Below are 26,388 nucleotides of genomic sequence, written 5' to 3'. Positions count from 1 at the left end.
CGTCGCCACCCCGGAGACCACTACCACCCCGGACACCCACGAACGAGACTCCGTTCTCCGCCGCCGCGGGCCGGTGCGACGGCACCGGCCCGCGGCAGACCCCTCAGGCGAACGACACCCGGCGTCGGCGGGACCGCTGACGCGCGAGCACCAGGGTCGCTCCGGCCAGCAGGAGCACACCGGCCACGCTGAACCACACCGTGCCGACACCGCCCGTGAACGGCAACGTGAAACCCGCGTTGCTGGCGACGTTGACGATGGGCATCTCCACGCGGGTCGGGACCGACGTGCTCGTGCTGGCGTCGATGACGGTGAAGCCCACGGGCGCCGCGAGCAGCTCGTGACCGGCGAGTGGTGTGACCTCGCGGAGCCAGTAGTGGCGATAGCCGGGGTCGCCGGGGGTGACAGCGCCGCCGTCGGACAGGTCGCTGTACCGCAGCGGGCCGAGCGTGACGCGCCCGTTGCCGGCGGTGGGGAAGACGGTCTCGCCATCGATGGTCAGCTGGACGGCGGCGGTCGCAGTGGCGGGTCCGCCGGGGGCGACGACGGTGGTGCCGTCCCAGGAGGGGCCGGTCGTGTAGAAGAGCTCGAACTCCGCCCCGCCCAGCGCCGAGGTGCCTGTGGAGGAGGACTTGACGATCGTGACGTCGCCCCACTTGGACTCGACTCCCGGGGTGAGGGTCGGCGCACCGTTCACGGCCGCCTGGCTCGGGAAGACCTGGGCGACGTTCGTGATCTCCGCGATCGAGTCGACGGTCACGAGGATCGAGACGCTGACGCGGGCTGACGCGGACGCGTCCCCCGCCGCCCGGATCACGGCGAGGCCGGCGGTGTTCACGTCGATCGCCACGTCCTGGGTGGTGACCCCTGCCCCGGGGGTGGGCAGATCGACGGCGTAGTGGACCCCGAAGTCCAAAGGAACCGAGGCCGCGCCACCCGTGACCGAGACGATGATGTCGCTGTGCGTCGCATCGGGCGCGTACGTGAGGCTCTCGTGCAGCGTGTCGATCACGACGTACCGATCCATCCCCTGGGCGGGGATGTCCCCGAGGATCTCGTACCTGATCTGGTAGCCCTCGGTGGCCGGGTCCTGGTCCACCGCGTCCGTCACGGTCTTCGAGGCCGTGAAGGCGGGGTTCTTGGGGTAGACGTGAACGTCGTAGTCCCACCCCTGCTCCTGCGTTCCCGGATCGGTCTGCGTCAGGGGCACGGTGACCATGAACGAGGCCGCCGGTGAGAACCCGGCAGGCGTGCCCGTCTCGACCACCAGGTACAAGGCGATCGGCAGGTTGGCGAACACCGCCGTGCCCTCACCCGCGGTCGTCACGGGATCCCCCTGCTGCACGATCGGGTAGTCGCCCACCACGGTCGCGCCGTCGCCGGAACGAACTGTGGCCGGGTCGAAAGTGCGCTCGAGCGCCTCGGCCGCCACCCAGCCGGCATTCGTCGTCAGGTCGATACCGGTGACGCGGTAGAGGGTGAACTGGGCGCCGTTCAGGGGCTCGGCACCGGGGATCGGGTCGGTCAGCTCGGACCCGTCGTTCGGCAGCCCGGTCGGCACGTCCGGCTGCTCGTACTTGTGCACGGTCAGGGAACCGAGCGTGCCCGGTGCGATCACCGGAGCGGCGGCAGCCGTGCCCGCGCCGAGCGCGAGCAGGAGCCCACCGACGAGGCCGGCGGCGAGGGCGCGCCGTCGGCGCACCCGGGTGGTCATGGACATGGGATCTCTCCTGCGGGGATAGGGGCGGTGGTGGTCGACGTCGTTCGAGGTCCGGCGCGGTGCCGGAGCGTGAGGAGGCCCAGCAGGGCCAGGGAGGTCGCCACGAGGGCGAGGCCGAGGGCGCGCGGTGCGGCGTCGCCGGTCCCGCCCGCCTCGGGGATCGTGAAGCGCGGGACGTCGCGCACGGTGACGAGCGAGAACCCCGTCGCAGCACCCGCAGCCGGGTTCGTCACCGTCACGGTGGGTCCCGCACCGGGGTCGAGGGTGACGCTGCGGTCGGCACCCACGCGCAGCAGCACGGGTTGCGCCAGGAGCGAGTAGCCCTCGGGCGCGGCGGTCTCGACGAGGTAGTGCGTGCCGACCGCGATCCCGGGCACCCGGAACCGACCCGTCACGCCCTCCACCGCGACCGGGACGACCGAGGCGTCGACCGGACCGAGCGCCGGACCGTCGGCGGTGTCGAGCACCGTGTGGATCGCGAAGGTCGAACCCGCCATCGGGACGCTCGTACCGTCGCCGTCGAGCCCCGTCTTCTGCAGCTCGACGAGCCCCGTGACCGGGTGCACGGTCTGGCACGCGGGGTCGACGACGTCGACCGGCGGCAGCGGGCCGGTGACGACGGGGCACGCCGTGGGCGCGAGGTCGCCGCGGACCCCCGCGACGTTCCGCACCCGACCGAACCACGCGTCGTCGACGACCTCGACGTCGAACCTCAGCGTCGCCGCCTCCCCCGGGGGAGCGTGAACGCCGGGGTCGTGAGGGTCCACTGCTGCGTCGCCGGGTCGTACGCCGGCTCGACCGTCAACGGCTGCGTCGACGCCCCGACCGCCAGCGCCACCGACCCGGCGACGAGGGTGGCGTGGTCCAGCACCTCGGTCAGAGTGTCCACGATCTGCACGTCCGTGACCGGTCCCGTGCTCCGCTCGTGGCTCGTGACCGTGATTTCGTAGGTGAGCCGGTCCCCCGGATCGACGGGCGGGCCGGCGACGGGGTTCGCCCGCTTGACGAGGTCGTAGCTCGCGAGCGGCGTCTCGGTGCACGTGCTCGAGTGGGGCTCGCACAGCACCGGCGGCTGCTCACCGGCGCGGACGACGGCGTTGCGCAGCACCGCGTCGCCGTCGCCCGCGACGACGTCCTCCCACGACCGCACGCGCACCTCGTAGCGGATCGTGGCGGTGCTCCCCGGAGCGAGCGTCCCCGTGACCGCGACGCGCTGCGCCGCGGGCAGGAAGACGGCCTCGAGGTCGGCGCCGCCCGGTGCGACCACCATCGGCGGCACCGGATCGCCGCCCGGTCCGACCGGCCAGTCGGCGTCGTCGAGCACACCGTCGAGAACGTCGTCGTGGTCCACGAGCGCCGGGGTCGCGGCATCGTTGGTGAGGGTGAGGACGTAGGCGACGACGGCGCCCCCTCCCGCCGTGGCGCTCCCCGTCTCGACCGTCTTGACCACCTCGGCGACCGGCCGGGGCGCGTTCACGACCGTGCACACGACGCTCAGGGGACTCGAGTCCACGACGGTGTAGGTCCCGATGCTGCCGGACCCCTCGGTCAGGAGCGCGCCGGTGTCCTCGTCCGTGCAGCGCCAGGAGGGGTCGTAGTCCGACAGGTCGGCACTCGGCGACCCGGCGCCGGTCTCGCTGAAGTGGTACGTCCGTCCCACCTGACCGATCCGGGGGCCGGCGACGACGGGCTGCACCCCCGTCGTCGCGCCGCTGGTCGTCGCGGTCAGCGCCCGGTCACCCGACGCGTCCAGGGCCGACGACACGGTGAACTGGTCGGTCGGCCGGACGCGTGCCACGACGTCCTTCGCCACCCGGATGCTCCGCGTCGGGGCGCACGAGCCGAGATCGACGGCGGCGAAGGTCGACGTCGTCGCCCGGCCCACGACCGCGCCGGTGACGGCGTCGACCCGCTGCAGCACCGACGGTGCGCCGGCGGTGCCGACGTTGTTGACGTGCAGGAACCCGTCCGGCGCGAACGCGATGCCGTTGCTCGCGGCGAACTGCCCGCGCGAGACCTCGGTGCCGGCCAGCGGTCCGGTCCCCGCGGTCGTCGGCAGGGCCGCCACGGGGACGGCGGTGACGACGTCGTCGCTCACGATGTGCAGGTCGCCCGCCGACGTGAAGGCGTAGTCCCCGTTCCCGACGCCCGCCCCGGGCGAGGTCCCCACCTGGAAGCTGTCGCCGCTGACCGCGTCGACCATGTAGATCGGCGCCCCCGCGGCGGCGCCGCCGTAGTAGAAGTGGCCCGTGACCGGGCTGACCGCGCCGGCGACCAGCACGTCCGGTGCGACCACGGGTGTGTGGGAGTAGAGCCCGGAGCCCGTGTCGTACCGGCTGAGCACCGTGGCGCCGTCGCGCGTGGCGACGTACATCAGCGCCGACCCGTCGGCGGCGACTCCCAGGGCGTTCGCCTGCGTGGTGCCCGCGATCGCGGGCAGGAGCGGCTCCGACGTCGCCGCGGCCTGTTCGCCGACGGCGGCGAACGGCAGCGCACGCACCTCGCCCGACGCGCCGAGCTGGTACATCGTGGTGGCGCAGGCCAGCGGTGAGCCCGGCCCCTCCACCCGGAACGTCAGGGGTGCGGCAGCCGTGCTGCGCTGCTCGTCCGCCACCGCGTAGGTGAGCGCCGGCGCGTCACCCACGAAACCGGCCGCCGGTCGGAACGTCGCGACCCCGTCGGCCGCGAGCGTGACCGTGCCCGCGCTCGACACGGCCCTGCGGCCGGCGCCCTCGAGGCTCCAGCCGGTGGATCCGACGAGAGTCGTGGCCGCCGGGACGAGCGGGACGGCGCCGAGCGAGGGGACGACGGCGGGCGTGGCGGCCGCGACGAGGTCGGCCGTGACCGCCGTTGCGGGCGTGGTCTGACGGTGCACCGCCGACGCCGTCGGCACCGGCTGGTCCTGGAGCGCGACCGAGAGGTGGAACGTGTCCCCGGGGGTCAGGCCGGCGCTCAGCAGACCCGAGACGCTCACCGAGGCCGACACCGAGAAGGTCACGCTCGTGAAGGTCCCGACGAGCCGCACCCGGCCGCACCCGGCGTGACCGGTGGCGAGCGACGACACGAGTGCACCGCAGGCGGCGGACGCTCGCGCCGCGCTCGCCTCGAGGCGGCCGCCCGCGACCCGGAGGCTGGGGGCCCCGCTCGGCGCGTTGCTGCTGTGGAGATCGCCGAAGGTGACGGTCGTCGGAACGCCCCGGTCCGAGGCACCGGCGATCGTCAGGCGTGCGGACGTCGAGAGCGTGAGCAGGACGAGCGCGACCAGCGTCGACTCCTGCCCCCCGAGGCCCGCGACCGACAGGAGCGGGTCGGTGACGGGTTCGGCGAAGGTGAGGGTGATCGTCCCGGTGTCGAGGCACTCGAACTCCGTCGTGCTCAGGGCCAGGAGCCCGCACGACGCGCGAAAGGTCTGAGCGACCGGAGCGGCGGGGAAGGGCTCGGTCGGTGCGGCTCGGAAGTGGTCCGCGGTGGTGCCGGGACCGGCCCACGGCCAGGCGGCCGTCTCGCTCCCCGGCAGCGTCCCGAGCAGGCCGGGCACGCCCACGGTCGTCCCGCCGGACGCCGACCACGTACCCGTCCGAGCAGCTGCCGTCGACACAACCGTGCCGATGGGCTGGGAGACGGCGGGGAACGTCTGCGTGCCCGCCGTCGTCGCGTCCGCGAACCGCAGCGCGATCGCCGGGCTGCCGACCGCGACCAGCGCGACCACGAGGAACGGCACGAGGAGCGTTCGGAGCGCACCGCGACCCGCCCGGCGACCGACCGCGGTGCGGCGGGACGCACGCGTCGTGCGGCGAGCGGGCGACGTCATGCGGGGTGGCTCCTGAGCGATCGGGCGTCATCACCCGGACGTGCAGAACCACCTCCGGAGCGGCGCGATCAGAGGCGGGAAACCCCTCTCCGACCGCGCCTGGCGATGAACGTACGCACCGCACCACTGGGCCGCGACCCCGGAACTATGCTTCTAATCAAACCGTTACCTAACGCTTTGAGGCAGGTGTGTTAGGGAGCGTTGTTCGTCGTCCGACGCGGCGAGACGACGTCGATCAGAGGCGTGCGGCGTCGTTGAGCCGCACGAGCATGCCCCCGAGGCTGTTCACCTCGTCGGCGTCGAGCGCACCGAGCCCCCGAAGAGGGTCTGCGTCATCGACGCGCGCGTCCGTTCGACCAGGACGCACGCCGGCTCCGTCGCGCGCAGCAGCCGACCCCTGCCGTCGGCAGGGTCGGGCTCGACGGTGATGAGCTCGAGCCCGCCGAGCACCTTCGCCTGCCGGCTCACGACGCTGCGGTCGGTGTCGAGGAAGTCCGCCAGCACCCCGGCGTTCGTCGGCCCGCGGCGCACCAGGTAGTTCAGCATCCGGTACCCGACCGGCTGGAGGTCCGGGTGGACCGACTCCGCCGCCCGCCGCCACAGCAGCTTCGCCCGCTGGAACAGCACGGAGACCTGCTCCTCGACGAGCGCGACGGCGGCCGCGTCGTGCTGCACCAGGCCCGGCACCCGCGGGTCCACTGCGGTCACGTCGGCGGCGGCGCTGTCGGTCATGGCCCCTAGTCTCCCGGGTGCGCGTGCGCCGTGTCGCGCTCGCGCCCGGATCCGACCGGCGCGAGCCCGGCCACGGCGCTCCCGGTCTCGACCGCGGAGTCCTCGACGACGTCGATCACGTGCGGGACGTCGTCGACCTCAGCAACGCCGGCGGCGGCCGCGGGTCCACCCTCCGCGGCGCGGCGCTCGACGCCGGTCTGCGTCCCCAGCGGCCGGTTCGGCAGCCGCAGCACGGCGACCACCGTCACGAGCGCCAGCGGCACGGCCGCGAGGAACACCCGGCCCGTCCCGATCCCGTAGGCCGACTCCACCAGCGTGCGCAGCACGTCGGGCAGCGCGGAGACCGTGGGGATCTCTCCGCCGCCGAGCGCGTCGGCCGCCGTCACCTGGTCGGCGGGGGCGAGGCCGCCCACGCCGGTCCGGATCTGCGAGGCGACCACCGACCCGAGGATCGCCCCCATCGCCGACACCCCGATCGTGCCGCCGAGGCTGCGGAAGAAGGTGACCGCGCTGGTCGCCACCCCCAGGTGGCGGGTCTCCACCGCGTCCTGCGTCACGATCACGAGGTTCTGCATCACCATGCCGACGCCCGCGCCGAGCGTGGCCATCGAGACCCCGACGATCCAGAACGGGGTGTCGTAGTGCAGCGTCGAGAGCAGCACGAGGCCGACCACCATGGCGATCGACCCGGTGACGACGTAGCGCTTCCAGATCCCCGTGCGGCTCACGACCGTGCCGATCACGGTGGAGGCGATCAGCAGACCGCCCATCATCGGGATCGTCATCACACCGGACTCGAGCGGCGTCGCGCCGCGCGCCAGCTGCATGTACTGCGCGAGGTAGACCGAGGTGCCGAACATCGCGACACCGGTGGCGATCGACGCGATCACGGCCAGGGTGAACGTGCGGTTGCGGAACATCGTCAGCGGCAGCAGCGGCTCGGGCGCCCGCAGCTCCCACCACACCGAGACGGCGAGGACCACGACGGCGCCCCCGATCATCGACAGCGACGTCACCGACGCCCACGGCACCTGGTTCCCGCCGAGCGAGACCCACAGCAGGATCAGCGAGAACCCGACCGACAGCCCGACGATCCCGGGGTAGTCGATGCGCGCCCGCGTGGAGGCGTGGCGCGGGAGGTGCAGCGAGCGCTGCAGCATCACGAGGGCGGCGACGGCGAACGGGATCGCCACGTAGAAGTTCCACCGCCAGCCCGCGGCGTCGGTGAGGAATCCGCCGAGGAGCGGGCCACCGACGGTCCCCACGGCCATCGCACCCCCGAACAGGCCCGCGTACCGTCCGCGCTCGCGGGGGACACGACGTCGGCCATGACGATCTGCGACAGCGCCGCGAGACCGCCGGCACCCAGACCCTGCACCACACGCATGGCGATGAGCATCTCGGTGCTGCGCGAGAGGCCGGCCACGGCCGTGGCCACGACAAAGATGACGAGCGCGAGCTGCAGCAGCACCTTGCGGTCGAAGAGGTCGGCCAGCTTGCCCCACACGGGCGTGCTGACCGTGGTGGCCAGCAGGATCGCCGTGACGACCCACGTGAACGCGGCCTGGTCACCGCCGAGGTCGGCGATGATGACCGGCAGCGACGTGCTCACGACCGTCGCCGCGAGCATCGAGACGAACATCGCCATCATGAGCGCGAGCATCACCGGCAGCACCCCGGAGCGGTGCGCCGGGGTGGGGTTGGCACCGGGAGCTCCGGCGGTGGGCGGGACGGCGGGGGCGACGCGTTCGTCCCGGCGGGTGGTGACCGACATGGAGCTCCAGACACGGAAAGTAGTTGACCGAGGTCAACCGTACGCCCATTCGGTTGATATTGGTCAACTACTTCGTGTGTCGTCGGCCACGCACCGTAACCGCGTCACTCCGGTCAGTACGCGGTGGGCGACTCCGGGGCGCGCGAGTCCTCGCTGCCGAGCACGCGCAGCACGTCGTCGAGCAGGCTGGAGGCGCCGAACCGGAACGTCGCGGGCGAGATCCAGTCCTCGCCGAGCAGGCGGTCGGCGATCTCGACGTACACGCGTGCGTCCGCGACCGAGCGGATCCCGCCGGACGCCTTGAACCCGACCGACCGCGCGCCGTCGGGCAGCCCCGCGATCACGCCGAGGATCGCCTCGGCCGCCTCGGGCGTCGCCGAGACGGGCGACTTGCCCGTCGAGGTCTTGACGAACTCGGCGCCGTGGTCGATCGCGAGCCGCGCGGCCGCCTCGATCACCGGCGCCGCCCCGAGCTCGCCCGACTCGATGATCACCTTGACGACGGCCGCGCCCGCTGCCTCGCGCACGCCGTCGAGCACCGCCTCGGCCGCCGGGACGTCGGCCGCGAGGAACGCGCGGTAGGGCAGGACGACGTCGATCTCGTCCGCCCCGTCGGCGACGGCGGCGCGCGTCATCGCGACGACGTCGGCCACGGCCTCGTCCCCCGAGGGGAAGTTGACGACCGTGGCGACCTTCACGCCGGTGCCGGCCAGCGCCTGCGCGCTCGCGGCGACGAAGCGTGGCCAGACGCACACGGCGGCCACCCCGTGCTGAGAGGCGCGAGCGACGAGTTCTTGGGCGCCCTCGAGCGTGGCGGCGTCGCCGAGGTCGGTCAGGTCGAGCGTGGCGAGGGCGAGGGCAGCCACATCGGCGTCGGTGCGTGTCATGGGTGCCACGCTACGCGCGTCAGAGCCCCCGCTCGATCTCCTTGCGGCGCTTCGGGTCGAGCTTGATCCAGGACGTGAACACCTCGAGGAACGCGCTGCGGACGCGGGCGTCGTCGAGCACGCCGCCCGCGCCGTCGAGCGCCCCGGTCGCCGCGCGCCGGCAGACGGTCAGCCAGGCCTCGCCCATGGCGTAGGTGAACGTCGAGGCGACCGACGCCCCGATCACCCCGCCGGCGACGGTTCCGGCGCCCGGCACCAGCTTGAGCAGCCCGGTCACCGCGGCGCGCCCACCCTGGGTCGCCGCCGTCGTCGCGAGCGTGGACATCAGGGCCGCCCGGTCGAGCGGCAGGTTGAACAGGCGTCCGATGCGCGCCATCATCCCGAGCTGGATCGGCACGAGCAGCGTCGCGTCGGCGAACGGGATCGGGATGGCGGCGGCCGTCGCGGCGCTGCCGACGGCGGCCCGGATCGCTATCCGCGCCTGCCGAACCTTGGCCGCGGTATCGATGGCCTGAGCCGCGGCGAGCGCCGCCTGGGCCCCGGCCGGAGCGACGCGAAAGGTGGCATCGAGGAGGTCGTGCAGGCCGTGGCTGGTCTGACCCGTGAACGGGTCCTCGAGCGCGTTCGTGGGGAACACGCGTCCTCCCACGACCGGCAGCCCCCGCGCGGCGATCGCGTCGGCGAGCGCGAGCGCGTCCGGGTGGTAGGCGCCCTCCCGCATCGGGACCTGCGTCATCACGACCACGACCGGCAGCCCGAGCGCGTGCAACCGCGTGATGAAGTCGGCCTCGGAGTCCTCGAACCGGCGGTCCATCCCGCGCACGCAGTACCAGGCGACGTGCAGCTGCTCCTCGACCGGCTTGCCGCGCGTGCCCTTGACGACGCGGTCGAGCTCCCCGATCAGCTCCTTGGAGTTCTTCCCGACCTCCAGTCCCTGGGTGTCCAGGATCCCGAGGTGGCCACCGACCTTGTCGAGGTACAGGCGCGAGCCCTGGGTGACGGGCTCACCGATCCCGGTCTCGGCGACGTCGTCTCCGAAGACGGCGTTGATCAGCGTGGACTTCCCCACGCCCGTCTTGCCGAAGATCGCGAGGTTGAAGCGCCCGAGCGCCAACCCCTGCGAGGCGTACTCCTCGCGGAACTTCCTGCGGAACAGCTCGTCGGCCGCGCGCACGCCTCCACCTCTCGATCGGTTCGCCACCCGTCCTGGCGATCCTAGGCTCGCGCTCCGGCAGGCTGTCGGATCGGCGGTCGGATCGACTGTCGGATCGTCGGTCAGATCACGGCCACGAGGTCGACGGCGGGCAGCGGCGGCGCACCCGCCGCCAGCCGACGCCACCGTCGGGCGCCCGGGGGTGTCGAGGACCCCGGGGACCACGGGGAGGCGGCGCCGGTGACGAGGTCGACCACGCGCGCACCGAGGACCCCGGGGCGCACCTCGAACGACCCGGGTGCGACCTCGCCGTCGTCCGTCAGCACGGCGCGCTCGACACGGCCGATCGCGACGGCGACCGTCCCGCTGCGGTGGACGACGCGCGCGTCGCGCGGCCGGGTGAGGGTCAGCACCGACGCCACCCCGGGGGCGCCGTCGCGCCCGGGATGTCCGCCCAGCACGACGACGAGGCCGTCACCCTCGGCGTGCACCGCCTCGGTGCGCCACAGCCGGCGCAGCGGCGCACCGCCGGCCCACCGGCCGCGCAGGACGACGGTGCACCACGGCGCTCCGGGCCCCGCGAGCACCCCGCGCACGACGGCGGCGAGGTCGGCACCACCGACCTCGCCCGGGGTCGGGAACGCGGGTGCGTCGCGGGTCACGGTCGCGGCGGCGTCGTCGTCGGGGCGGCGGCGTGGTCAGTTCAGCGGACGGATGCCGCTCGGCGGGACGTCACCGCCGTACACGCGCTCGGCCATGTCGACCAGCGCGCCGAGCGCGACGCGCTGGGTCAGCGGACCGTAGGACAGGCGCGCGACGCCGAGCTCCGCCAGGCGGGCGGGTGCCGGGACGTCGCCGAGCGCGATGAGGCTGACCCGGTTGTGACCGATCCCCGCCACGAGCTCGGCGATCACGTCCTCACCGAAGCCCCCGGGGACGAAGACGGTGGTGGCTCCGGCCTCGAGGTAGGCACGGCCGCGCTCGACGGCGTCGGCCACCGACTCCGCCACCGGGCGGTCACCGGCGCGCACGAACGCGTCGGTGCGGGCGTTCAGCGCGAACTCGACCCCCTCGGCGGCGGCAGCGGCCACGATCGCCTCGACCCGGGCGGTCGCCTCGCCCACGGGGCGCAGCCGGTCCTCGACGTTGGCGCCGACGACGCCGGCGTCGATCGCCCGCCGCACCGTCTCGCCCGGCTGCTCGTAGCCGTCGTCGAGGTCGGCCGAGACCGGCAGCTCCGTGGCGGCGGTGATGCGGCGCAGGAGGTCGAGGGTCAGGTCGAACGGGATGGTGCCGTCCTCGTAGCCGAACGTCGCGGCGATCGAGTGGCCCGCCGTCGCGATGGCGCGCGTGCCGGGCAGGTCGGCGACGGCGCGGGTGCTGACCACGTCCCAGACGTTGACGACCTGGAGGAGCTCGGGCGCGCGGTGCAGCCGGGTGAGCGTGGCGGCGCGGTCGGCGGTGGTGGGGGCGGCGGAGTCGTGCGAGGGGCTCGTCATCCCACCACCGTAGGCACGACCGTCCACCGATGTCACCGAGGGGGTACCGCATCCCAGGTCCGGGCGCTATTGTGCGCTCGGCGGGGGCGCTCATCCTGAGGGTCCCCTCACCTGGCGGGAACATTCGTGCTCCTGGGGGCGTTATGTCAGAGAGCCTCCTCACCGCGTCCGCGGGAGGTCGAGGCGCAGCAGACGGGGAAGGGCACGCGATGGTTCGGCGACGCGGTCGCATCGAGTTCGAGAACGACAGGGGCGAGATCGTCCACTACGCACGCCACGAGAACGGCGGCGGACTGGTCTCGCCCAAGGCGGACGTCCCGCACGACGTGGTGGTCGTGCCGGGGGCGTACGTCGAGGCCGGCGCCCGCATCGGCGGCGGCAGTCGGCTGAAGGCTGGGGGCTGGGTCGACGAGAACGCCCAGCTCGGTCGCGACGTCGTGGTCGCCGAGAACGTGCACGTCGGACCGGACGCCCGTATCGGCGACCTCGTGCGGCTCGGCCGCGGGGTACGCATCGGTGCCGGTGCCGTGGTCGGGGCGAACGCCCGGCTCGAGGACGACGTGCAGGTCGCCCCGGGTGCGACGGTGCGGCCCGGTCAGCTCGTGCGCTCCTCGGTCGTCACGGCGGCCTGACGCGCTCGTCGCCCGCGGGTGGGGCGTGCCGCGACGGCTCCGGCGTGACAGGCTGACGCCCGTGACACTCGCCGATCGCGTCGCCGACCAGGAGCTGCGCCTGCTGCGCGGACTCACGAGCGGCGCGATCGCCTCGGGAGTCGTCGGAGCGGCCGCCCTGGCCGTCGGCCTCGTCCCGGGGCGCCGCGCGGCGTTCGCCTTCGGGCGCCAGACGCTCGCGTGGGCGGCGGTCGACGGCGTCATCGCCGCGCTCGGGCGCCGCGGCTCCTCGCGGCCCGAGAACGACGGCGACGCCCGTGACCGCGCCCGCAGGATGCGCACCATCACGGCGGTCAACGCCGTGGCCGACGTCGGCTACGTCGCCGGCGGGCTCGCACTCGCACGGTGGAAGCCGTCGCTGCGGGCGGACGGTGTCGCCGTCGTGATCCAGGGAGCGTTCCTGCTGGTGCTCGACACCTGGCACGCCCGGGCGTTCGGTCAGCTCGCGCGCGACGCCGGCGCCGCGGTGGCGGAGGACGCGCCGGACACCGCCACCACCGCCGGCTGAGGTGTCGTTCTCGGCGCTGGTCGCGCTCGAGGTGCCCGCCGTCGGTTGGCTGATCCTCGGACTTTCCGCGCTCCTCATCGGGATCGCGAAGGCCTCGATCGGCGGGATGGCGGCGCTGTCGGTGGCGGGCTTCGCGCTGTTCATCCCGACGCGCGAGTCGACCGCCGCCGTCCTGCTCCTCCTGCTGATCGGTGACCTCGTCGCCGTGACGCTCTACCGACGCCACGTCGACCTGGCGATGCTGCGGCGGCTGCTGCCGGCCGTCCTGCCCGGCATCGTCCTCGGGGCCGTGCTGATCGGCGTCGTCGACGACCGGACCCTGACCGTCGTGATCGCGCTGTGCATCCTGGCCGCGCTGGGGGTGCAGCTGTGGCTGCGGCGGCGACCCGCCGTGGCCGGCGGGGGCGGTGCCCACGGCGCTCTGCCCACCCCGGCGTCGCCCCACCTGTCGGCGACGATCGGCGCGGGCGCCGCGGCCGGCTTCGCCACCATGGTCGCGAACGCGGCGGGGCCCGTGATGGCCGCCTACCTGCTGGCGGCGCGCGTGGACAAGGCGCGGTTCGTCGGCACCAACGCGTGGTTCTTCCTGCTCGTGAACGCGGCGAAGGTGCCGTTCTCGGCGGGGCTGGGCCTGTTCCCGCCGTCGACACTGCAGCTCACGCTGGTGCTGCTGCCCGTGGTTCTCGTGGGTGCCTGGCTGGGGCGTCGCCTCCTGCGTGCGATCGACCAGCGTAGGTTCGAGCTGCTCACGGGTGGTGCGGCGCTGCTCGCCGCGACCGTGCTGCTGGTGCGCGCCGCCGTCTGAGCGGGGTGCACCCGCGCGACGCCGCCGCCGTCGCCCTCGTGGGGAAGATCCGGACGTCTCCGCCGTCCGGATCTTCCCCACGAGCGGGTTCAGCGCCGGTCGATCGTGACGATCACGCGGTCGGAGCGGCGGCGCTGCAGCCGGCGCACCAGGCGCTCGAACGCCAGCACCACCGTGAACTGGGGGCCGTACTTGGCGCGCAGCGCGCGCGTGGCGGCCGCGCTGGTCGCCTCGTCGGCCACGAGCGCGCCCGTTCCCTCGAGCTCGGGATCACCGGGATCGATCTTGCCGAACCGGTCGCACACCCGCAGCACGACGCGATCGGTGTGCCGCAGCCGCTTGATCTTCCCGGTGGCGACCTCGCTGGTCAGCACGAGCCGGTCACCGAGCGGGGCGATCCACACCGGGGTGCGCACGACCTCCCCGCTGCGTCGCACCGTGCCGACCGAGACGAACCTCGCGCGCGCCAGCCGCTGCCACTCCGCGTCGTCCGCGATCGGCTCCATCGTTCGACCCTAGGTCCGCTCGGCGTCGGCGTCACCGGGGCGTTTCGCGGCGACGTCGTCGCGGTGGTGCAGACCCGTCGCGGCGAGCAGGAGCACGACGCCGACGGCGAGCGCCGCACCGCCGATCGTGTCGCTGAGCCAGTGCACGTCGAGGTAGGTGCGCGAGAGCAGCATCGTCAGCACGTAGAGCGACGCGAGCACCCAGGCCCACCAGCGCGCGAGCAGCAGCGCCAGCACGAGGGCCATCACGGTCGCGTTGGCGACGTGCCCGGAGGGGAACGAGCCGGCGTCGCTCGTGACGATCATGTCCGGCGGCCGCTCGCGCGCGAACGCGTGCTTGGCCACCTGTACGAGCAGGGCACCGAGGATCGTCGCGACGGCGAACAGCAGCGCGCCCCAGTGCCGGCGGCGCAGCAGCAGCACCGCGATCACCAGCGGTGGGACGACGACGGCCGCGGTCCAGCCGCCGCCGATCCGGTTGAGGGCGAGCGCGATCGGCATGAACCACGCGGCGTGCTCGCGCATCCCCGCCATCAGGGTGAGCCACGCCTCGTCGACGACGTTCTCCCCGCCGAGACCGACCATCACGACGAGGCCGATCGCCGTCGCGACCACCAGGCTCGCAGCGCCGGTGACGACGAGGCCGACGCGCCCGTGGGCGCGCCCGTGGGCGCGCCCGTCCGACACCACGGCGGAACCGGTCCGGATCGCGGAAACACGGCGGGGCACCTCGTCGTCGACCATCCGATCCACGCTATCCGCGGGAATGCGGCGGTGTCCGATCCGTGTTCCCCTCCCCATGAAGGCCATCACCTACACCGAGTTCGGCGGCGCCGACGTCCTCACCCTCACCGACGTCGAGGAGCCGCACATCGGCCCCGACACCATGGTCGTGAAGGTGGTCGCCTCCGGCGTCAACCCGGTCGACTTCAAGATCCGCGAGGGCTACCTCGCCGGACTCATCGACGGCGCGTTCCCGATCGTGCCGGGCTGGGACGTCGCGGGGGTCGTCACGCAGGTCGGGCTCGACACCCCGGAGTTCCAGGTCGGTGACGAGATCCTCGCCTACGCCCGGCAGGACTCGCTGGTCGGCGGAACGCTGGCGGAGTTCGCGGCGGTGCCGGTGCGCACGGCGACGCACAAGCCGGCGGGGCTGTCCTTCGAGCAGGCCGCCGCGCTGCCGCTCGCCGGGCTGACGGCGCTGCAGTCGGTGCGCCGCTCGGGTGTCCGGGCGGGGCAGACGGTGCTCGTGCACGCGGCGGCGGGCGGCGTCGGATCGATCGCGGTCCAGCTCGCGGTGCACGCGGGCGCCCGTGTCGTGGGCACCGCCTCGCCCCGCAACCACGACTTCGTCCGGTCGCTCGGTGCGGAGCCGATCGAGTACGGCGACGGCCTGGTGGCGGCCGCGCGGGACGCCGCACCCGGCGGCTTCGACGTGATCCTCGACTACGTCGGCGGGCAGGGCGTCGAGACCGCCGCGGAGCTCCTGGCACCCGACGGCGTGGTCACCTCGATCACCGACGCCCGGGCCCGCACCGAGCACGGCGGCCACTACGTCTGGGTGCGCCCCGACGCGGCGCAGCTCGCCGAGCTCGCCCAGCTGGTGGCCGACGGCGTCGTGCGCGTGGAGATCGCCGAGACCTTCCCGCTCGAGCGGGCGGCTGACGCGCACCGCGCCGTCGAGACCGGTCACGTGCGAGGCAAGGTCGTGATCACGGTCGTCGACCCCGCCTGACCGCGCGCCCCGGCGCGAGCCGGCCGCAAGCCGACGACCCCCGCCGGAGGGCGGCCGACCGCGCGACCCGGGCTCGCCGTCGTGATCACGACGGCGAGCTCGCCGCCGTCAGGAGTCCTGGCCGCGGCCGGTCTTCCCCTGCAGCCGGTCGATGTGCTCGGACGCCTCGGCCTTGGTGAGGTCGGCGGAGATCTCCTCCCCGCCTCGCGGGCCAGGGTGTCGAGGTAGCTGCGCTGCGCGTCGGTCATCGGCTCATCACCGGTGGTCCAGTCGCTCGGGTCCTTCTCGAGGGCCGGGTTGGCCACGGGCTCCGAGGAGCCGAGGGTCTCGGGGGTGCTCTCGTCGTTCGTCTGTTCGCTCATGCACCGACGCTACGTCCGGCCACCGACATCTGTCCGAACGGGTGTGACCGTCGCTCGCCCGACCTCTTCTGCCCCGCCGTCGGCTCGGTTATGGTGACCTCGGACGGCGACATCGCACCACCCGTGTGCGGGGCCGTCCGAAGTGCCACCGCCCCCGTCTCCGCCCGGACGGTCCGGCGGTGGGGGGCACGGGGGGCACCATGGCGGCGGAGATTCTGGACGAGTTCGACGGCGTGGCCGCGGACCGTCCGCTCATGTGGCGACTCATCGACGAGGCGGCGCTCGCCGTCGAGCGCGAGGAGTCCTTCGACGTGGAGGCGATGAAGCTCGTCTTCACGATCCGGGCGGCGAGCGGCGCCGTCGCGGCCCAGCTGCACGAACGCCTGCGCGAGGCGGACGCCGCCTCCCAGCGCACGCTCGTGGCGCTCCTGCTGATGTACGTGCGCGGGGAGATCGAGCAGGGCGACCTCGTGCGGCACGGCGGCTTCTCGAAGGCCGCGGCCTCCACCCTGGTCGAGGATCTCGCCGCGCGCGGTCTCGTGCACCGCCGCCCGTCGCGGCGCGACCGCCGCGTCGTCCTCCTGACCCTGACCGACGCCGGCCGCCTCTCCTTCCTGCGCGACTACGCCGTCGCGAACGACGCCGAGCGGTCCTGGGCGGAGGTCCTGCGACCCGACGAGCGGGCCACGCTCGAGCGGCTGCTGCGCCGGCTGGTCGACGGCGGCCTGGCGGGCGACCGGCGCGAGCGCAACTTCGCCTGAGGTCGCCGCGCGACGGGCGTCGGTCGCCCCGGCGGGCAGAGTGGTGCCCATGAGTGTCGTGCACCGCGTGGTCGCCGGTGCGCTCGTCGACGAGCGCGGCGTCCTCCTCCTGCACCGCGACGCCGGACGAACCTTCTACCCCGGCTGCTGGGACCTCCCCGGTGGCCACGTCGAGCCCGGCGAGGAGCCGGCGCGAGCGCTCGTGCGCGAGCTGCGCGAGGAGGTCGGGGTGATCGCCGACGTCGCCGGGGACGCCGATCTCCACGTCGTCGACGCGAGTGGGCCCGAGGAGATGGACCTGCGGATGTGGGTCGTGCGTTCGTGGTCGGGACAGCCGGCGAACCTCGCCCCCGACGAGCACGACGACCTGCGCTGGGTGGGGCCCGGCCAGTGGCAGGGGCTGGACCTCGCGCACCCGAGCGTGGCCGAGCTGCTGCGAGCGGTGCTCCACGGCTGAAGCCTTCCGCGGGCTCGCCCACGACGGCAACGCCCTCGCTCACGACGGCGGTCCGACAGGTGGACGCTCAGGTCCCGCGCGATCTCGCCGATCCGGATGGTCGGATCGGCGCAGGAGCCGACCTTCGCCGTCATGAGCGAGGGTGTCGCCGTCGTCAGCGAGGGATCGAGACCCGCGTCAGCCGACGACGGTCGCGCTGGGCAGCATCGCCGCGTAGGCGTGGGCGACGACGTCGCCCACCGCGTCCCAGCCGCGGTTCTGCGCCATGCTGCGGCCGGCCGCACCGAGGTGGGCGGCGAGCGCCGGGTCACCCGTGACGCGGCCGATGGCCGCGGCCCAGTCGGCGGGCTCGCGGCCGGGCACGAGGAGCCCGGTCTCGCCGTCGCGCACCGCCTCGACCAGGCCGCCGGTCGCGCTCGCGACGACGGGAACCCCGCTCGCCGCGGCCTCGAGCGCCACGAGGCCGTAGGTCTCCGAGTGCGAGGGCACCAGCACCAGCGTGGCCGCCCGCATGAGTCCCGCGAGAGCCGTGCGCGACTGCGGGCCGAGGAGCTCGACGTCGCCCGCAGCTCCGAGCTCGTCCGCGAGTGCGAGCAGCGAGCGGCCGAACCCGGGGTCCGCCGTCGCACCACCCGCGACCCGCAGCACCGGGCGGGCGGCCGGCGGGATCAGGGCGAGGGCCCGGATCGCGAGGTCGACGCCCTTGAGCGGCTCCAGCCGCGCGGCGATCAGGACGCTCGGGCGGCCGGCGGGACGGGTGTCGGCGGGGTGGAAGAGGACGGGGTCGACGCCGGGGTAGACGACGGTGAGCCGCTGCGGCGGCGCCCCGAGGCGCTCCAGCGCCGTCAGCGCCTCGGCCCGGGAGACGGCCAGCACGGCGTCGCTGTGCTGGGCGAGGTACGCCTCGCCGTCGAGCCGCCCGGGCGACTCGGGGCGCTCGCCCTCGGACAGCGCGGTGCGCTCGGGTGCCGCGATGCTGTGGAAGGACTGCACGTGCGGCACGCCCCACGCCCGCGCGACCGGGAGGGCGGCCATGCCGGAGAACCAGTGGTGGGAGTGCAGCAGATCGCGGGGCTCGAGCTCGCCCAGCGCGCGGCCGAAGTCGACCATGAGGCCCTCGTGCTCGCCCTTGGGCAGCGACCGCGCGGGCCCGACGGCGAGGCGGCGGATCGCGACGCCGTCGATCGTCTCCTCGCGGGCCGAGGCCGGATCGCTCCAGCGCGTGACGACCTCGACGTCGTGACCGGCTCGCGCCAGCGCGTCGCAGGTGTGCCGCACGACGACGTTCATCCCACCGACGTCGCCGCTGCCAGGAGGTGCGTAGGGATCCGTGTGGAGGCACACGATTCCTACTCTCAGGGGCGAGGACACCCCCACATTCTGCCCCGTCGTCGGAGGTGCGGCGTAGGGTCCGTGCCAGGTCCCGCCCGGGATCGCGGCGGTCGACGGCGAAGGAGTGACCGATGGCACTGCGCTGGTACACGAACGTGATCGAGACGACTCGTCCGCGCGAGCTCGCGGCGTGGTGGGCGGAGGCGCTCGACTGGCAGGAGGTCTACGCGGCCGACGACGAGGTCGTCATCATCCCGCGGTGGGCCCAGGAGCTGTCGTCGCAGCTGCCGTTCCACCGGCAGCCGCCCGGTCTGGTCTTCGTGCTCGTCGACCACGAGAAGGAGACGAAGAACCGGCTCCACATGGACCTCGCGCCGCACACGAGCGACGACCGCGACGCCGAGATCGCGCGCCTCGTGGACCTCGGGGCGAGCCGGGTCGACGTCGGGCAGGGCCCCGAGGTGACGTGGACCGTGCTGGCCGATCCCGACGGCAACGAGTTCTGCGTGCTGTCCTCACGCGACCAGTAACCGATCGTTGACCGGTCAGCGCGCGAGCAGGCCGCGCAGGTGTGAGCGCACGCCTGGCCACTCCGGGGCGGTGATCGAGTACACGACCGTGTCGCGCACGTAGCCGTCGGGCATGACGGTGTGGCGGCGCAGCACGCCGTCGCGGTGCGCCCCGATCCGCTCGATCGCGCGCTGCGAGATCGTGTTGCGGGCGTCGGTGCGCAGCTCGACGGCGATGCACCCCAGCACCTCGAACGCGTGCCCCAGGAGCAGGAGCTTGCTCTCGGTGTTCGTCCCGGTGCGCTGCGCCGAGGCCGCGTTCCAGGTGAAGCCGATCTCCAGGCGGGGCGAGGCCTGGTCGATGTTGCAGTAGGTCGTCATGCCGATGACCTCGTCCGGGCCGCCGTCGCGGCCCCGGCGCACCGTGGTGAACGGCACCATCGTGCCGCGCTCGGCGAGCGCGAGGCGCCGCTCGATCTCCTGCGCCATCCCGGCCGGTGAGGGCACGCGCGTGTACTCCAGGCGCCAGATCCCGCCGTCGTCGACCGCCGCCGCGAGGGCGTCACGGTCCGTGCGCTGCAGCGGACGCAGGGTGACGAGGTCGCCGGTCAGCAGGATCGGGGTCGCACCGATCGGGGTGTGCGACGGGGACAGTGACAGCGGCGGGGTCGGCGAGGGTGGCGGGCCCGGCGGGGTGGTCATGGCGGCAGCCTAGGGGCGGGGCCCTGACCGGCGGGGACGGGGCTGCGGAGACGCGGCTGTCCCCCAGCGCCGGCGCGCGGAGGTCCGCTCCACGGTGAGCGATGCCGGCCGGTCGCGCGTCGGAGGGCGGCGGTAGCGTCGCGGCATGACAGAGATCCCCGACGCCGATCCGGCCGTCACCGCGGCCACGCGCTGCTTCGGCGACGGCGACCCCCTGTACGAGGCGTACCACGACGACGAGTGGGGCGTCGCGTTCACCGACGGGCCCGACGAGCGCGAGCTCCTCGAACGCCTGGCGCTCGAGGCGTTCCAGTCCGGTCTCTCCTGGATCACGGTGCTGCGCAAGCGCGACGCGTTCCGCGCCGCGTTCGCGGACTTCGACCCGGCGGTCGTGGCCGCCTACGACGACGCGGACGTCGAGCGCCTGATGGCGGACGCCGGGATCGTGCGCAACCGCGCGAAGATCACCGCGACGATCGCGGGGGCGCGCGCCGTCGTCGCGATGCACGAACGCGGCGAGCGGCTGCGCGACACCTTCGAGCGCTACCGACCCGAGCACCACCCCGTGCCGGCCACGGCCGCCGACGTCCCGGGATCGACCCCCGCCTCGGCCGCGCTCGCGAAGGACCTCAAGGCGCTCGGTTTCCGCTTCGTCGGACCGACGACGGCCTACGCCGCGATGCAGGCGATCGGCGTGGTGGACGACCACCCCGCCACCTGCCCGTCGAGTCGGAATGTGAGGAGGCGGGGGCTGGAGGTCACTGGAGCGGGCGCCCGGTAGCGTCGTCGCCATGACCGAGGCCGAGCCGGGCGCCGCGCGCGCCGAGCGTTTCCCCACCCCCGCCGACCACCCCGACCGCGAGGTCCTCGAGTGGGGCACCTTCGGCCACGCCGTGCGGGACCTCGCCCGCGCCGTCGTCACCTCGGGCTGGGTGCCCGACGTCGTGCTCGCCATCGCGCGCGGCGGGCTCATCCCCGCGGGAGCCATCGCCTACGCGCTGGACACCAAGGCGATGGGCACGATGAACGTCGAGTTCTACAGCGGGGTCGGCGAGACCCTGCCCGACCCCGTGGTGCTGCCGCCGGCGATGGACCCCACCGAGCTGTCCGGCCAGCGGGTCCTCGTGGTCGACGACGTGGCCGACTCCGGGCGCACCCTCGACCTCGTCCTCACGCTGGTCGCGCAGCACGGGGGCGAGGCCCGCAGCGCCGTCATCTACACGAAGCCGACCTCGATCGTGACGCCCACGTACACCTGGCGGGAGACCGACCGCTGGATCCTGTTCCCGTGGTCCACGCTGCCTCCCGTGACCGGCGGGGCGAGCACCGATGCCTGAGGGCGACGGGCTCGTCGAGCTCGCGCTGGGGACGCCGCCGGGTGAGCCGGGCCACGGGCCGTGGCGACGCACCGCCGTCGCCGACCTCGCCCAGGAGCTGCTCGCGCCCGCGCTCGAGGCTCAGGCGAGCCGGTGCGTGCTCGCGATCGACGGGCGCGGCGGCGCCGGGAAGTCGACGCTCGCGGCGCGGCTGCTCGCCGCCGTCCCCGCGGCCACGCTTGTCAGCACCGACGACCTCGCGTGGCACGAGCCGATGTTCGGCTGGGCGCCGCTCGCGCTCGAGGTGCTCGCGCCCTACCGCGCCGGCGAGGACGTCCGGCTGCGGCCGCCCGCGTGGGAGCGGCAGGGACGCGACGGCGTCATCGAGGTCTCCCGCACGAGCCCGCTGCTGATCCTCGAGGGCACCGGCGCGGCGCAGCGCGCGCTGGACGCCCACCTCGACGCCGTCGTGTGGGTCGCCTCGGACCGCGAGCGCGCGACCCAGCTCGGCCTCGCGCGCGACATCGCCTCGGGCGTCAACGGGGACGAGGCGGCGAGCCGCGCGTTCTGGGACGAGTGGATGACGCACGAGGACGCCTTCTTCGACGAGGACCGGCCGTGGGAGCGTGCCGACCTCGTGGTGGCGGGCACGCGGCCCGGCGTCGGCGGATCGGCCGACGCCGGGGACTCGGGCGACGACGCCGCACCGGTCGAGGAGGACGTGCTGGTCGCGTCTCCCTGAGCGCCCGAGTCGGCTCAGGCTCCCGGTCAGCTCACGCGGTCCGAGCGGCTCAGCCCGCTGACTCGCCGATGCGGGCGCGTACGTAGTCCACGATCGCCGGGGCGCACGCCTCGATCGTCGCGAGGGTCTGGACGAAGTCGTCGCGGTCGCCGAACCAGGGGTCGGGCGTGTCCTCCGCCAGCTCCTCGTGCAGCTGCGCCGCGCGCTCGCGCGCGAGCTCCGGGTCCTCGAAGGCCCGGAACAGCACCACCTTCTCGGGCGGGAAGCCGACGCGGCGGAGCCCGCCCGCGTGCTCACCCGTCATCGCGAGCGCGAGGTCGGTGGTGGCGACGTCCTCGCGCGTCACCTGCACGGCGCCGCGGGCGGGCACGTCGAAGCCGGCCTCGACCAGGACGTCGCGGGCGCGGGAGTCGATCGGGTTGCCGATCTCGTAGGCGGTCACCGCCGTCGAGCGGACCTCGACGTCGAGCCCGGCATCCGCGAACGCCTTCCTCAGCACCACCTCGGCCATCGGCGAGCGGCAGATGTTGCCGGTGCAGACGGTCATCACCGTGTAGGTCATCGGCCGGCCTCCTCACCCGTCAGGGGCGACCAGGCCGTGCGGCCGAACCGCTCCCAGCGCTCGACGACCTCGGGCGCCCGCCCGGCGGCCCCGGGCCGCAGCACCTCGCGGCCGCCGATGAACACCTGGCGCACGCGCGAGTCCAGCGCGAGCGGGTCGCCCGACCAGAGCACGACGTCGCCGTCGCGACCCTCCGCCAGCGCGCCGACGTGCGCGTCCAGACCGAGGATCGCGGCCGGGTTGGTCGTGAGCGCCTCGAGCGCGACCTGCGAAGGCAGGCCCTCGCGCACCGCGAGCTGCGCCTGCAGCACGAGCTGCTCGATCGGCACCACGGGGTGGTCGGTGGTGATCGCGACCTGGACGCCGGCCGCCGCCACCAGCGCGAGGTTGCGGATGGCGCGGTCGCGCAGCTCGACCTTGGAGCGCGAGGTCAGCATCGGGCCGAAGATGACCGGGATGCCCTTCTCGGCGAGCACGTCCGCGATCTTGTGAGCCTCGGTGCCGTGGTTGACCACGAGGCGGTAGCCGAACTCCTCGGCGAGCCGGATCGCCGTCGTGATGTCGTCGTGGCGATGCGCGTGCTGGTCCCACGCCAGCTCGCCCGCGAGCACCGCGGCGAGCGTCTCGTGCGTGAGGTTGCGGTCGAACGGCTTGCCGTCGGCGAGCGCGGCGTCGCGCCGGGCGACGTAGTTCTGCGCCGCGACGAAGGCCTCGCGCAGGACCGCGGCGACGCCGAGCCGCGTGGCCGGCGTCTGCTTGCGGTCGCCGTAGACGCGCTTGGGGTTCTCGCCGAGCGCGGACTTCACCGACACGTCGGCGGACAGGACCTGCTCGTCGACCGTGCGCCCGCCCCACGCCTTGAGCGCGACCGTGCGCCCGCCGATCGGGTTGCCCGACCCGGGCTTGACCACGATCGTCGTGACCCCGCCGCGCAGCGCGTCGCGGAACCCGAGCTCCTCGATGTCGATGCCGTCCAGGGCGCGGAACCGGGCGCCGTTCGGGTCGGTCATCTCGTTGGTGTCGTTGCCGGACCAGCCCTCGCCGTCCTCGTGGACGCCGAGGTGGCCATGCGACTCGACGAACCCGGGCAGGACCCAGGAGCCGCTCGCGTCGACGACGCGCGCGCCGTCGGGCACGGGGGTGCCCGAGTCGCCGACCGCGGTGATGACGCCGTCGGTCACGACGACGGTGCCGCCCGGGATCGCCTCGGCGGCGACGGGGACGACGTGGCCGCCGACGAACGCGACGGTGCTCGAGGCGGTGGTGGACGTGGTGGAGGAGCTCATCCGTCCACCCTGTCACGGGCCGTGCCGAGGTCCGCGAAAAAAGCCGTGGCGGATGTCGGGGGCCGGGCGTAGCCTCGCAGCACACGGGAAGGAGGTGGTCCGAGAAATGATTCACTCTGGGACTTGTGAGGTGGTCGCCCGCTAGTCGGGCCCACGGACGGCTCGCCGCGAATCCACGGCGATCACCGGAACCCGCGGGAGCCGCACCCTCGTCCAGTGCGGCGGTCGACGATTCGACAGCCCGCGGGTTCTTCCGTGCCCGGGTACGTCCCCGGTGCCCCCGCAGGGACGCGGCAGACTGGGGTCATGGATCTGCGCATCTTCATCGAGCCCCAGCAGGGCGCCTCCTACGACGACCAGCTCCGCGTGGCGCAGGCGGCCGAACGCCTCGGCTACGACGCGTTCTTCCGCTCCGACCACTTCCTCGCGATGGGCGGCGACGGGCTCCCGGGCCCCACCGACGCGTGGCTCACCCTCGGCGGCCTGGCCCGCGAGACCTCCACGATCCGGCTCGGCACGCTCGTCACGTCGGCGACATTCCGCCAGCCCGGACTGCTCGCGATCCAGGTCGCGCAGGTCGACGCGATGTCGGGCGGCCGCGTCGAGCTCGGCCTCGGGGCCGGCTGGTTCGAGCGCGAGCACGCCGCCTACGGCTTCCCGTTCCCGCAGCGCCGGTTCGGGCTGCTGACCGAGCAGCTCGAGATCGTCACCGGCCTGTGGTCCACCCCGGTGGGCGAGACCTTCTCGCACGACGGCGAGCACTACACCCTGGTCGACTCCCCCGCGCTGCCCAAGCCGGTGCAGTCGCCGCTGCCGGTGATCGTCGGGGGCAACGGTCCCCGCCGCACGCCCGCTCTCGCGGCCCGGTTCGCCGCCGAGTACAACACCAGCTTCCCGGAGATCGCCGACATCCCGACGCGGTTCGACGCGGTCCGCGGCGCGTGTGAGGAGGCGGGACGCGACCCCGGGACGCTGAAGCTGTCCGCGGCGCTGGTGCTCGCTGTCGGGCGCGACGAGGCCGAGTTCACGCGCCGGGCCGCGGCGATCGGGCGCGAGCCGGCCGAGCTGCGCGAGCACGGCATCGCTGGGACGGTGCCCGAGGCGCTGGACCGCCTGGCGCAGATCCGTGGGTGGGGCGCCGACCGCGTCTACCTGCAGGTGCTCGACTTGAGCGACCTGGACCACCTCGAGCTGGTCGCCGCGGAGATCGCGCCGCACCTGCGCTGACCGGCAATCCTCTCGGGGAGGGTCCGCAATCCTCTCGCGAACTCTTCTTCGCGAGAGCATTGCGGACCCTCCCCGAGAGGATTGCCGACCGCCGTCGCTACGGTGGGACGACGTCGACGCGAAGGAGCGCCATGAGGTTCGGACTGCACACCGGCTACTGGTCCGCCGGTCCCCCGCCCGGGATGGCCGACGCCGTCGCGTGGGCCGACACCCACGGGATCGACTCGATCTGGACCGCCGAGGCGTACGGCTCCGACGCGCTGACGCCGCTCGCCTGGTGGGGCGCGACCACCTCCCGCGTGCGCCTCGCGACCGGCATCGCCCAGATGTCCGCCCGCACCCCGACCGCCACCGCGATGGCGGCGCTCACGCTCGACCACCTCAGCGAGGGGCGGTTCGTGCTCGGGCTCGGAGCGTCCGGGCCGCAGGTCGTCGAGGGCTGGTACGGCCAGCCGTACGCGCGGCCGCTCGCCCGCACCCGCGAGTACGTCGCCATCGTCCGCGACGTGCTGCGCCGCGAGGCCCCGGTCACCGCACCCGGCCCCGCCTACCCGCTCCCGCTGCCCGACGGCGTGCCCGGCGGCACCGGTCAGGGCAAGCCCCTGCGCGCCACGGTCCACCCCCGGCGCGCCGACCTCCCCCTCCACCTCGCGGCCCAGGGGCCGCGCAACACCGCGCTCGCGGCCGAGATCGCCGACGGCTGGCTGCCCGCGTTCCTCTCCCCCGCGCTCGACGGCGAGGCGCGCGCCCTCCTCGCCGAGGGCTTCGCGGCCCGCGGCGAGGACCGCCGTCCCGACGGCGAGCACGACCCCGCGTTCGAGGTGTGCGCGACCGTGCCGGTCGCCGTCGCGGACAGCGTGGCCGACGCCGTCGACCTCCTGCGTCCGCACCTCGCCCTGTACGCGGGCGGGATGGGGTCGCAGCAGACCAACTTCCACCGCGAGGCGATGGCGCGGCTCGGGTACGGCGAGGCACTGACCGAGGTCGCGGCGCACTACGCCGCCGGCGATCGCGGGCGGGCGGCCGCCGCGGTGCCCGAGGAGCTGGTGCGCGAGGTGTGCCTGGTGGGCACGCCGTCGGACGTCGCGGCGCAGGTGGCGCGCTGGGAGACCACGTGCGTCACCACCCTGGTCCTGCAGACGGACCCGCGCGCGCTGCCGGCGCTGGAGCCGCTGCTCGCGGCCGGCTGAGCGCCGAGATCAGCCGCGGCTCGTTCAGTGCGCACGATTCGGGCCTTCCCCGGCGCCGAAGACCCGAATCGTGCGCACCGAACGCCTGGCGGGCGGCAGGGCGCGGCGGCCAGCGCGGGCCGCCCAGCCCACTGCCGCCGA

General features: G+C 74.1%; 28 protein-coding genes and 1 pseudogene. 12 read left to right on the top strand and 17 right to left on the bottom strand.

Annotated features, from left to right (window positions below; genetic code table 11):
* Window positions 1–103 precede the first annotated feature (103 nt).
* From QQK22_RS16115 to QQK22_RS16075, 10 genes are all read right to left on the bottom strand, one after another.
* Window positions 104–1,720, bottom strand: coding sequence for a SpaH/EbpB family LPXTG-anchored major pilin (locus QQK22_RS16115; protein WP_284252032.1), 1,617 nt, complete (start codon window positions 1,718–1,720; stop codon window positions 104–106).
* Complete coding sequence (locus tag QQK22_RS16110) at window positions 1,711–2,487, bottom strand: SpaA isopeptide-forming pilin-related protein (RefSeq protein WP_284252030.1); 777 nt, start codon at window positions 2,485–2,487, stop codon at window positions 1,711–1,713. The genes QQK22_RS16115 and QQK22_RS16110 overlap by 10 nt, the downstream gene beginning before the upstream one ends.
* Window positions 2,433–5,531 (bottom strand): DUF7927 domain-containing protein, encoded by a 3,099-nt coding sequence (locus tag QQK22_RS16105; protein WP_284252028.1) that lies wholly within the window; start codon window positions 5,529–5,531, stop codon window positions 2,433–2,435. The genes QQK22_RS16110 and QQK22_RS16105 overlap by 55 nt, the downstream gene beginning before the upstream one ends.
* A gap of 285 nt (window positions 5,532–5,816) precedes the next feature.
* On the bottom strand, window positions 5,817–6,263 hold the full coding sequence (locus QQK22_RS16100; RefSeq protein WP_284252026.1) for a MarR family winged helix-turn-helix transcriptional regulator: 447 nt from the start codon (window positions 6,261–6,263) through the stop codon (window positions 5,817–5,819).
* Between the two features lie 5 nt (window positions 6,264–6,268).
* Window positions 6,269–7,534, bottom strand: a complete 1,266-nt coding sequence (locus QQK22_RS18985; RefSeq protein WP_348525614.1) for an MFS transporter — start codon at window positions 7,532–7,534, stop codon at window positions 6,269–6,271.
* Window positions 7,423–8,037 (bottom strand): MFS transporter, encoded by a 615-nt coding sequence (locus QQK22_RS18980; RefSeq protein ID WP_348525613.1) that lies wholly within the window; start codon window positions 8,035–8,037, stop codon window positions 7,423–7,425. Before QQK22_RS18980 ends, QQK22_RS18985 begins: the two co-directional genes overlap by 112 nt.
* Window positions 8,038–8,150: 113 nt before the next feature.
* The gene (gene deoC / locus QQK22_RS16090; RefSeq protein WP_284252024.1) at window positions 8,151–8,924 is read right to left on the bottom strand and encodes a deoxyribose-phosphate aldolase; all 774 of its coding nucleotides are present in this window, start codon (window positions 8,922–8,924) and stop codon (window positions 8,151–8,153) included.
* Window positions 8,925–8,943: 19 nt separating this feature from the next.
* Window positions 8,944–10,098, bottom strand: coding sequence for a GTPase family protein (locus QQK22_RS16085; RefSeq protein WP_284252022.1), 1,155 nt, complete (start codon window positions 10,096–10,098; stop codon window positions 8,944–8,946).
* A 101-nt stretch (window positions 10,099–10,199) separates the two neighbouring features.
* Window positions 10,200–10,739 carry a hypothetical protein gene (locus QQK22_RS16080; RefSeq protein WP_284252020.1) on the bottom strand — a complete coding sequence of 180 codons (540 nt, stop codon included), beginning with the start codon at window positions 10,737–10,739 and terminating at the stop codon, window positions 10,200–10,202.
* Window positions 10,740–10,775: 36 nt separating this feature from the next.
* Window positions 10,776–11,576 (bottom strand): isocitrate lyase/PEP mutase family protein, encoded by an 801-nt coding sequence (locus tag QQK22_RS16075; protein ID WP_284252018.1) that lies wholly within the window; start codon window positions 11,574–11,576, stop codon window positions 10,776–10,778.
* Window positions 11,577–11,785: 209 nt separating this feature from the next.
* On the opposite strand from QQK22_RS16075, the gene QQK22_RS16070 reads away from it, so the two are divergent.
* The 3 genes from QQK22_RS16070 (at window position 11,786) to QQK22_RS16060 (ending at window position 13,560) form a co-directional block, all read left to right on the top strand.
* Complete coding sequence (locus QQK22_RS16070) at window positions 11,786–12,208, top strand: transferase (protein ID WP_284252016.1); 423 nt, start codon at window positions 11,786–11,788, stop codon at window positions 12,206–12,208.
* A 61-nt stretch (window positions 12,209–12,269) separates the two neighbouring features.
* Window positions 12,270–12,755: a DUF6992 family protein gene (locus tag QQK22_RS16065; protein WP_284252015.1), complete on the top strand. Its 486-nt coding sequence runs from the start codon at window positions 12,270–12,272 to the stop codon at window positions 12,753–12,755.
* A 1-nt stretch (window position 12,756) separates the two neighbouring features.
* A complete protein-coding gene (locus QQK22_RS16060; protein WP_284252012.1) occupies window positions 12,757–13,560 on the top strand; it encodes a sulfite exporter TauE/SafE family protein in 804 nt (267 codons plus the stop codon).
* An 89-nt stretch (window positions 13,561–13,649) separates the two neighbouring features.
* Here QQK22_RS16060 and QQK22_RS16055 read toward each other — a convergent pair whose 3' ends face one another.
* Entirely contained in the window at window positions 13,650–14,066 is a 417-nt protein-coding gene (locus QQK22_RS16055; RefSeq protein ID WP_284252010.1) for a PPOX class F420-dependent oxidoreductase, read from the bottom strand.
* A 9-nt stretch (window positions 14,067–14,075) separates the two neighbouring features.
* Window positions 14,076–14,810 carry a phosphatase PAP2 family protein gene (locus QQK22_RS16050; protein WP_284252008.1) on the bottom strand — a complete coding sequence of 245 codons (735 nt, stop codon included), beginning with the start codon at window positions 14,808–14,810 and terminating at the stop codon, window positions 14,076–14,078.
* Window positions 14,811–14,865: 55 nt separating this feature from the next.
* On the opposite strand from QQK22_RS16050, the gene QQK22_RS16045 reads away from it, so the two are divergent.
* Entirely contained in the window at window positions 14,866–15,801 is a 936-nt protein-coding gene (locus tag QQK22_RS16045; RefSeq protein ID WP_284252006.1) for an NADP-dependent oxidoreductase, read from the top strand.
* A gap of 108 nt (window positions 15,802–15,909) precedes the next feature.
* Here the strand turns inward: QQK22_RS16045 and QQK22_RS16040 are convergent.
* Window positions 15,910–16,163, bottom strand: a pseudogene (locus QQK22_RS16040) (DUF3072 domain-containing protein).
* A gap of 179 nt (window positions 16,164–16,342) precedes the next feature.
* Between QQK22_RS16040 and QQK22_RS16035 the strand changes: the two are divergent.
* Both QQK22_RS16035 and QQK22_RS16030 read left to right on the top strand, forming a co-directional pair.
* Window positions 16,343–16,924, top strand: coding sequence for a MarR family winged helix-turn-helix transcriptional regulator (locus tag QQK22_RS16035; RefSeq protein WP_284252004.1), 582 nt, complete (start codon window positions 16,343–16,345; stop codon window positions 16,922–16,924).
* A 49-nt stretch (window positions 16,925–16,973) separates the two neighbouring features.
* Window positions 16,974–17,381, top strand: a complete 408-nt coding sequence (locus QQK22_RS16030) for an NUDIX domain-containing protein (protein WP_284252002.1) — start codon at window positions 16,974–16,976, stop codon at window positions 17,379–17,381.
* A 177-nt stretch (window positions 17,382–17,558) separates the two neighbouring features.
* Here the strand turns inward: QQK22_RS16030 and QQK22_RS16025 are convergent, their stop codons facing one another.
* The gene (locus QQK22_RS16025; protein ID WP_284252000.1) at window positions 17,559–18,752 is read right to left on the bottom strand and encodes a glycosyltransferase; all 1,194 of its coding nucleotides are present in this window, start codon (window positions 18,750–18,752) and stop codon (window positions 17,559–17,561) included.
* Between the two features lie 92 nt (window positions 18,753–18,844).
* Here QQK22_RS16025 and QQK22_RS16020 point away from each other — a divergent pair, with 92 nt between their 5' ends.
* Entirely contained in the window at window positions 18,845–19,243 is a 399-nt protein-coding gene (locus QQK22_RS16020) for a VOC family protein (RefSeq protein ID WP_284251998.1), read from the top strand.
* 15 nt (window positions 19,244–19,258) lie between these two features.
* On the opposite strand, the gene QQK22_RS16015 is transcribed toward QQK22_RS16020, so the two are convergent.
* Window positions 19,259–19,924 carry a GNAT family N-acetyltransferase gene (locus tag QQK22_RS16015; protein ID WP_284251995.1) on the bottom strand — a complete coding sequence of 222 codons (666 nt, stop codon included), beginning with the start codon at window positions 19,922–19,924 and terminating at the stop codon, window positions 19,259–19,261.
* Between the two features lie 145 nt (window positions 19,925–20,069).
* Between QQK22_RS16015 and QQK22_RS16010 the strand changes: the two genes are divergently transcribed.
* From QQK22_RS16010 to QQK22_RS16000, 3 genes are read left to right on the top strand one after another with little or no spacing between them, the layout of a single operon-like run.
* A complete protein-coding gene (locus tag QQK22_RS16010; RefSeq protein WP_284251993.1) occupies window positions 20,070–20,705 on the top strand; it encodes a DNA-3-methyladenine glycosylase I in 636 nt (211 codons plus the stop codon).
* A 10-nt stretch (window positions 20,706–20,715) separates the two neighbouring features.
* Window positions 20,716–21,261 carry a phosphoribosyltransferase gene (locus QQK22_RS16005; RefSeq protein WP_284251991.1) on the top strand — a complete coding sequence of 182 codons (546 nt, stop codon included), beginning with the start codon at window positions 20,716–20,718 and terminating at the stop codon, window positions 21,259–21,261.
* On the top strand, window positions 21,254–21,982 hold the full coding sequence (locus QQK22_RS16000; protein ID WP_284251989.1) for a uridine kinase family protein: 729 nt from the start codon (window positions 21,254–21,256) through the stop codon (window positions 21,980–21,982). The genes QQK22_RS16005 and QQK22_RS16000 overlap by 8 nt, the downstream gene beginning before the upstream one ends.
* Before the next feature lie 49 nt (window positions 21,983–22,031).
* Here QQK22_RS16000 and QQK22_RS15995 read toward each other — a convergent pair whose 3' ends face one another.
* Both QQK22_RS15995 and QQK22_RS15990 read right to left on the bottom strand, forming a co-directional pair.
* On the bottom strand, window positions 22,032–22,544 hold the full coding sequence (locus QQK22_RS15995) for a low molecular weight protein-tyrosine-phosphatase (RefSeq protein ID WP_284251988.1): 513 nt from the start codon (window positions 22,542–22,544) through the stop codon (window positions 22,032–22,034).
* Window positions 22,541–23,830: an amidohydrolase gene (locus tag QQK22_RS15990; RefSeq protein ID WP_284251986.1), complete on the bottom strand. Its 1,290-nt coding sequence runs from the start codon at window positions 23,828–23,830 to the stop codon at window positions 22,541–22,543. The genes QQK22_RS15995 and QQK22_RS15990 overlap by 4 nt, the downstream gene beginning before the upstream one ends.
* Window positions 23,831–24,136: 306 nt before the next feature.
* Here QQK22_RS15990 and QQK22_RS15985 point away from each other — a divergent pair, with 306 nt between their 5' ends.
* Window positions 24,137–25,057 (top strand): LLM class F420-dependent oxidoreductase, encoded by a 921-nt coding sequence (locus tag QQK22_RS15985; protein WP_284251984.1) that lies wholly within the window; start codon window positions 24,137–24,139, stop codon window positions 25,055–25,057.
* 131 nt (window positions 25,058–25,188) lie between these two features.
* Window positions 25,189–26,247 carry an LLM class F420-dependent oxidoreductase gene (locus QQK22_RS15980; protein WP_284251982.1) on the top strand — a complete coding sequence of 353 codons (1,059 nt, stop codon included), beginning with the start codon at window positions 25,189–25,191 and terminating at the stop codon, window positions 26,245–26,247.
* The last annotated feature ends 141 nt before the right edge of the window (window positions 26,248–26,388 follow it).

This window comes from Litorihabitans aurantiacus, from assembly GCF_030161595.1.
Lineage (GTDB): Bacteria > Actinomycetota > Actinomycetes > Actinomycetales > Beutenbergiaceae > Litorihabitans > Litorihabitans aurantiacus.
Note: the sequence above shows the minus strand (reverse complement) of the source record. Positions and strands in the feature narration are given on the sequence as shown.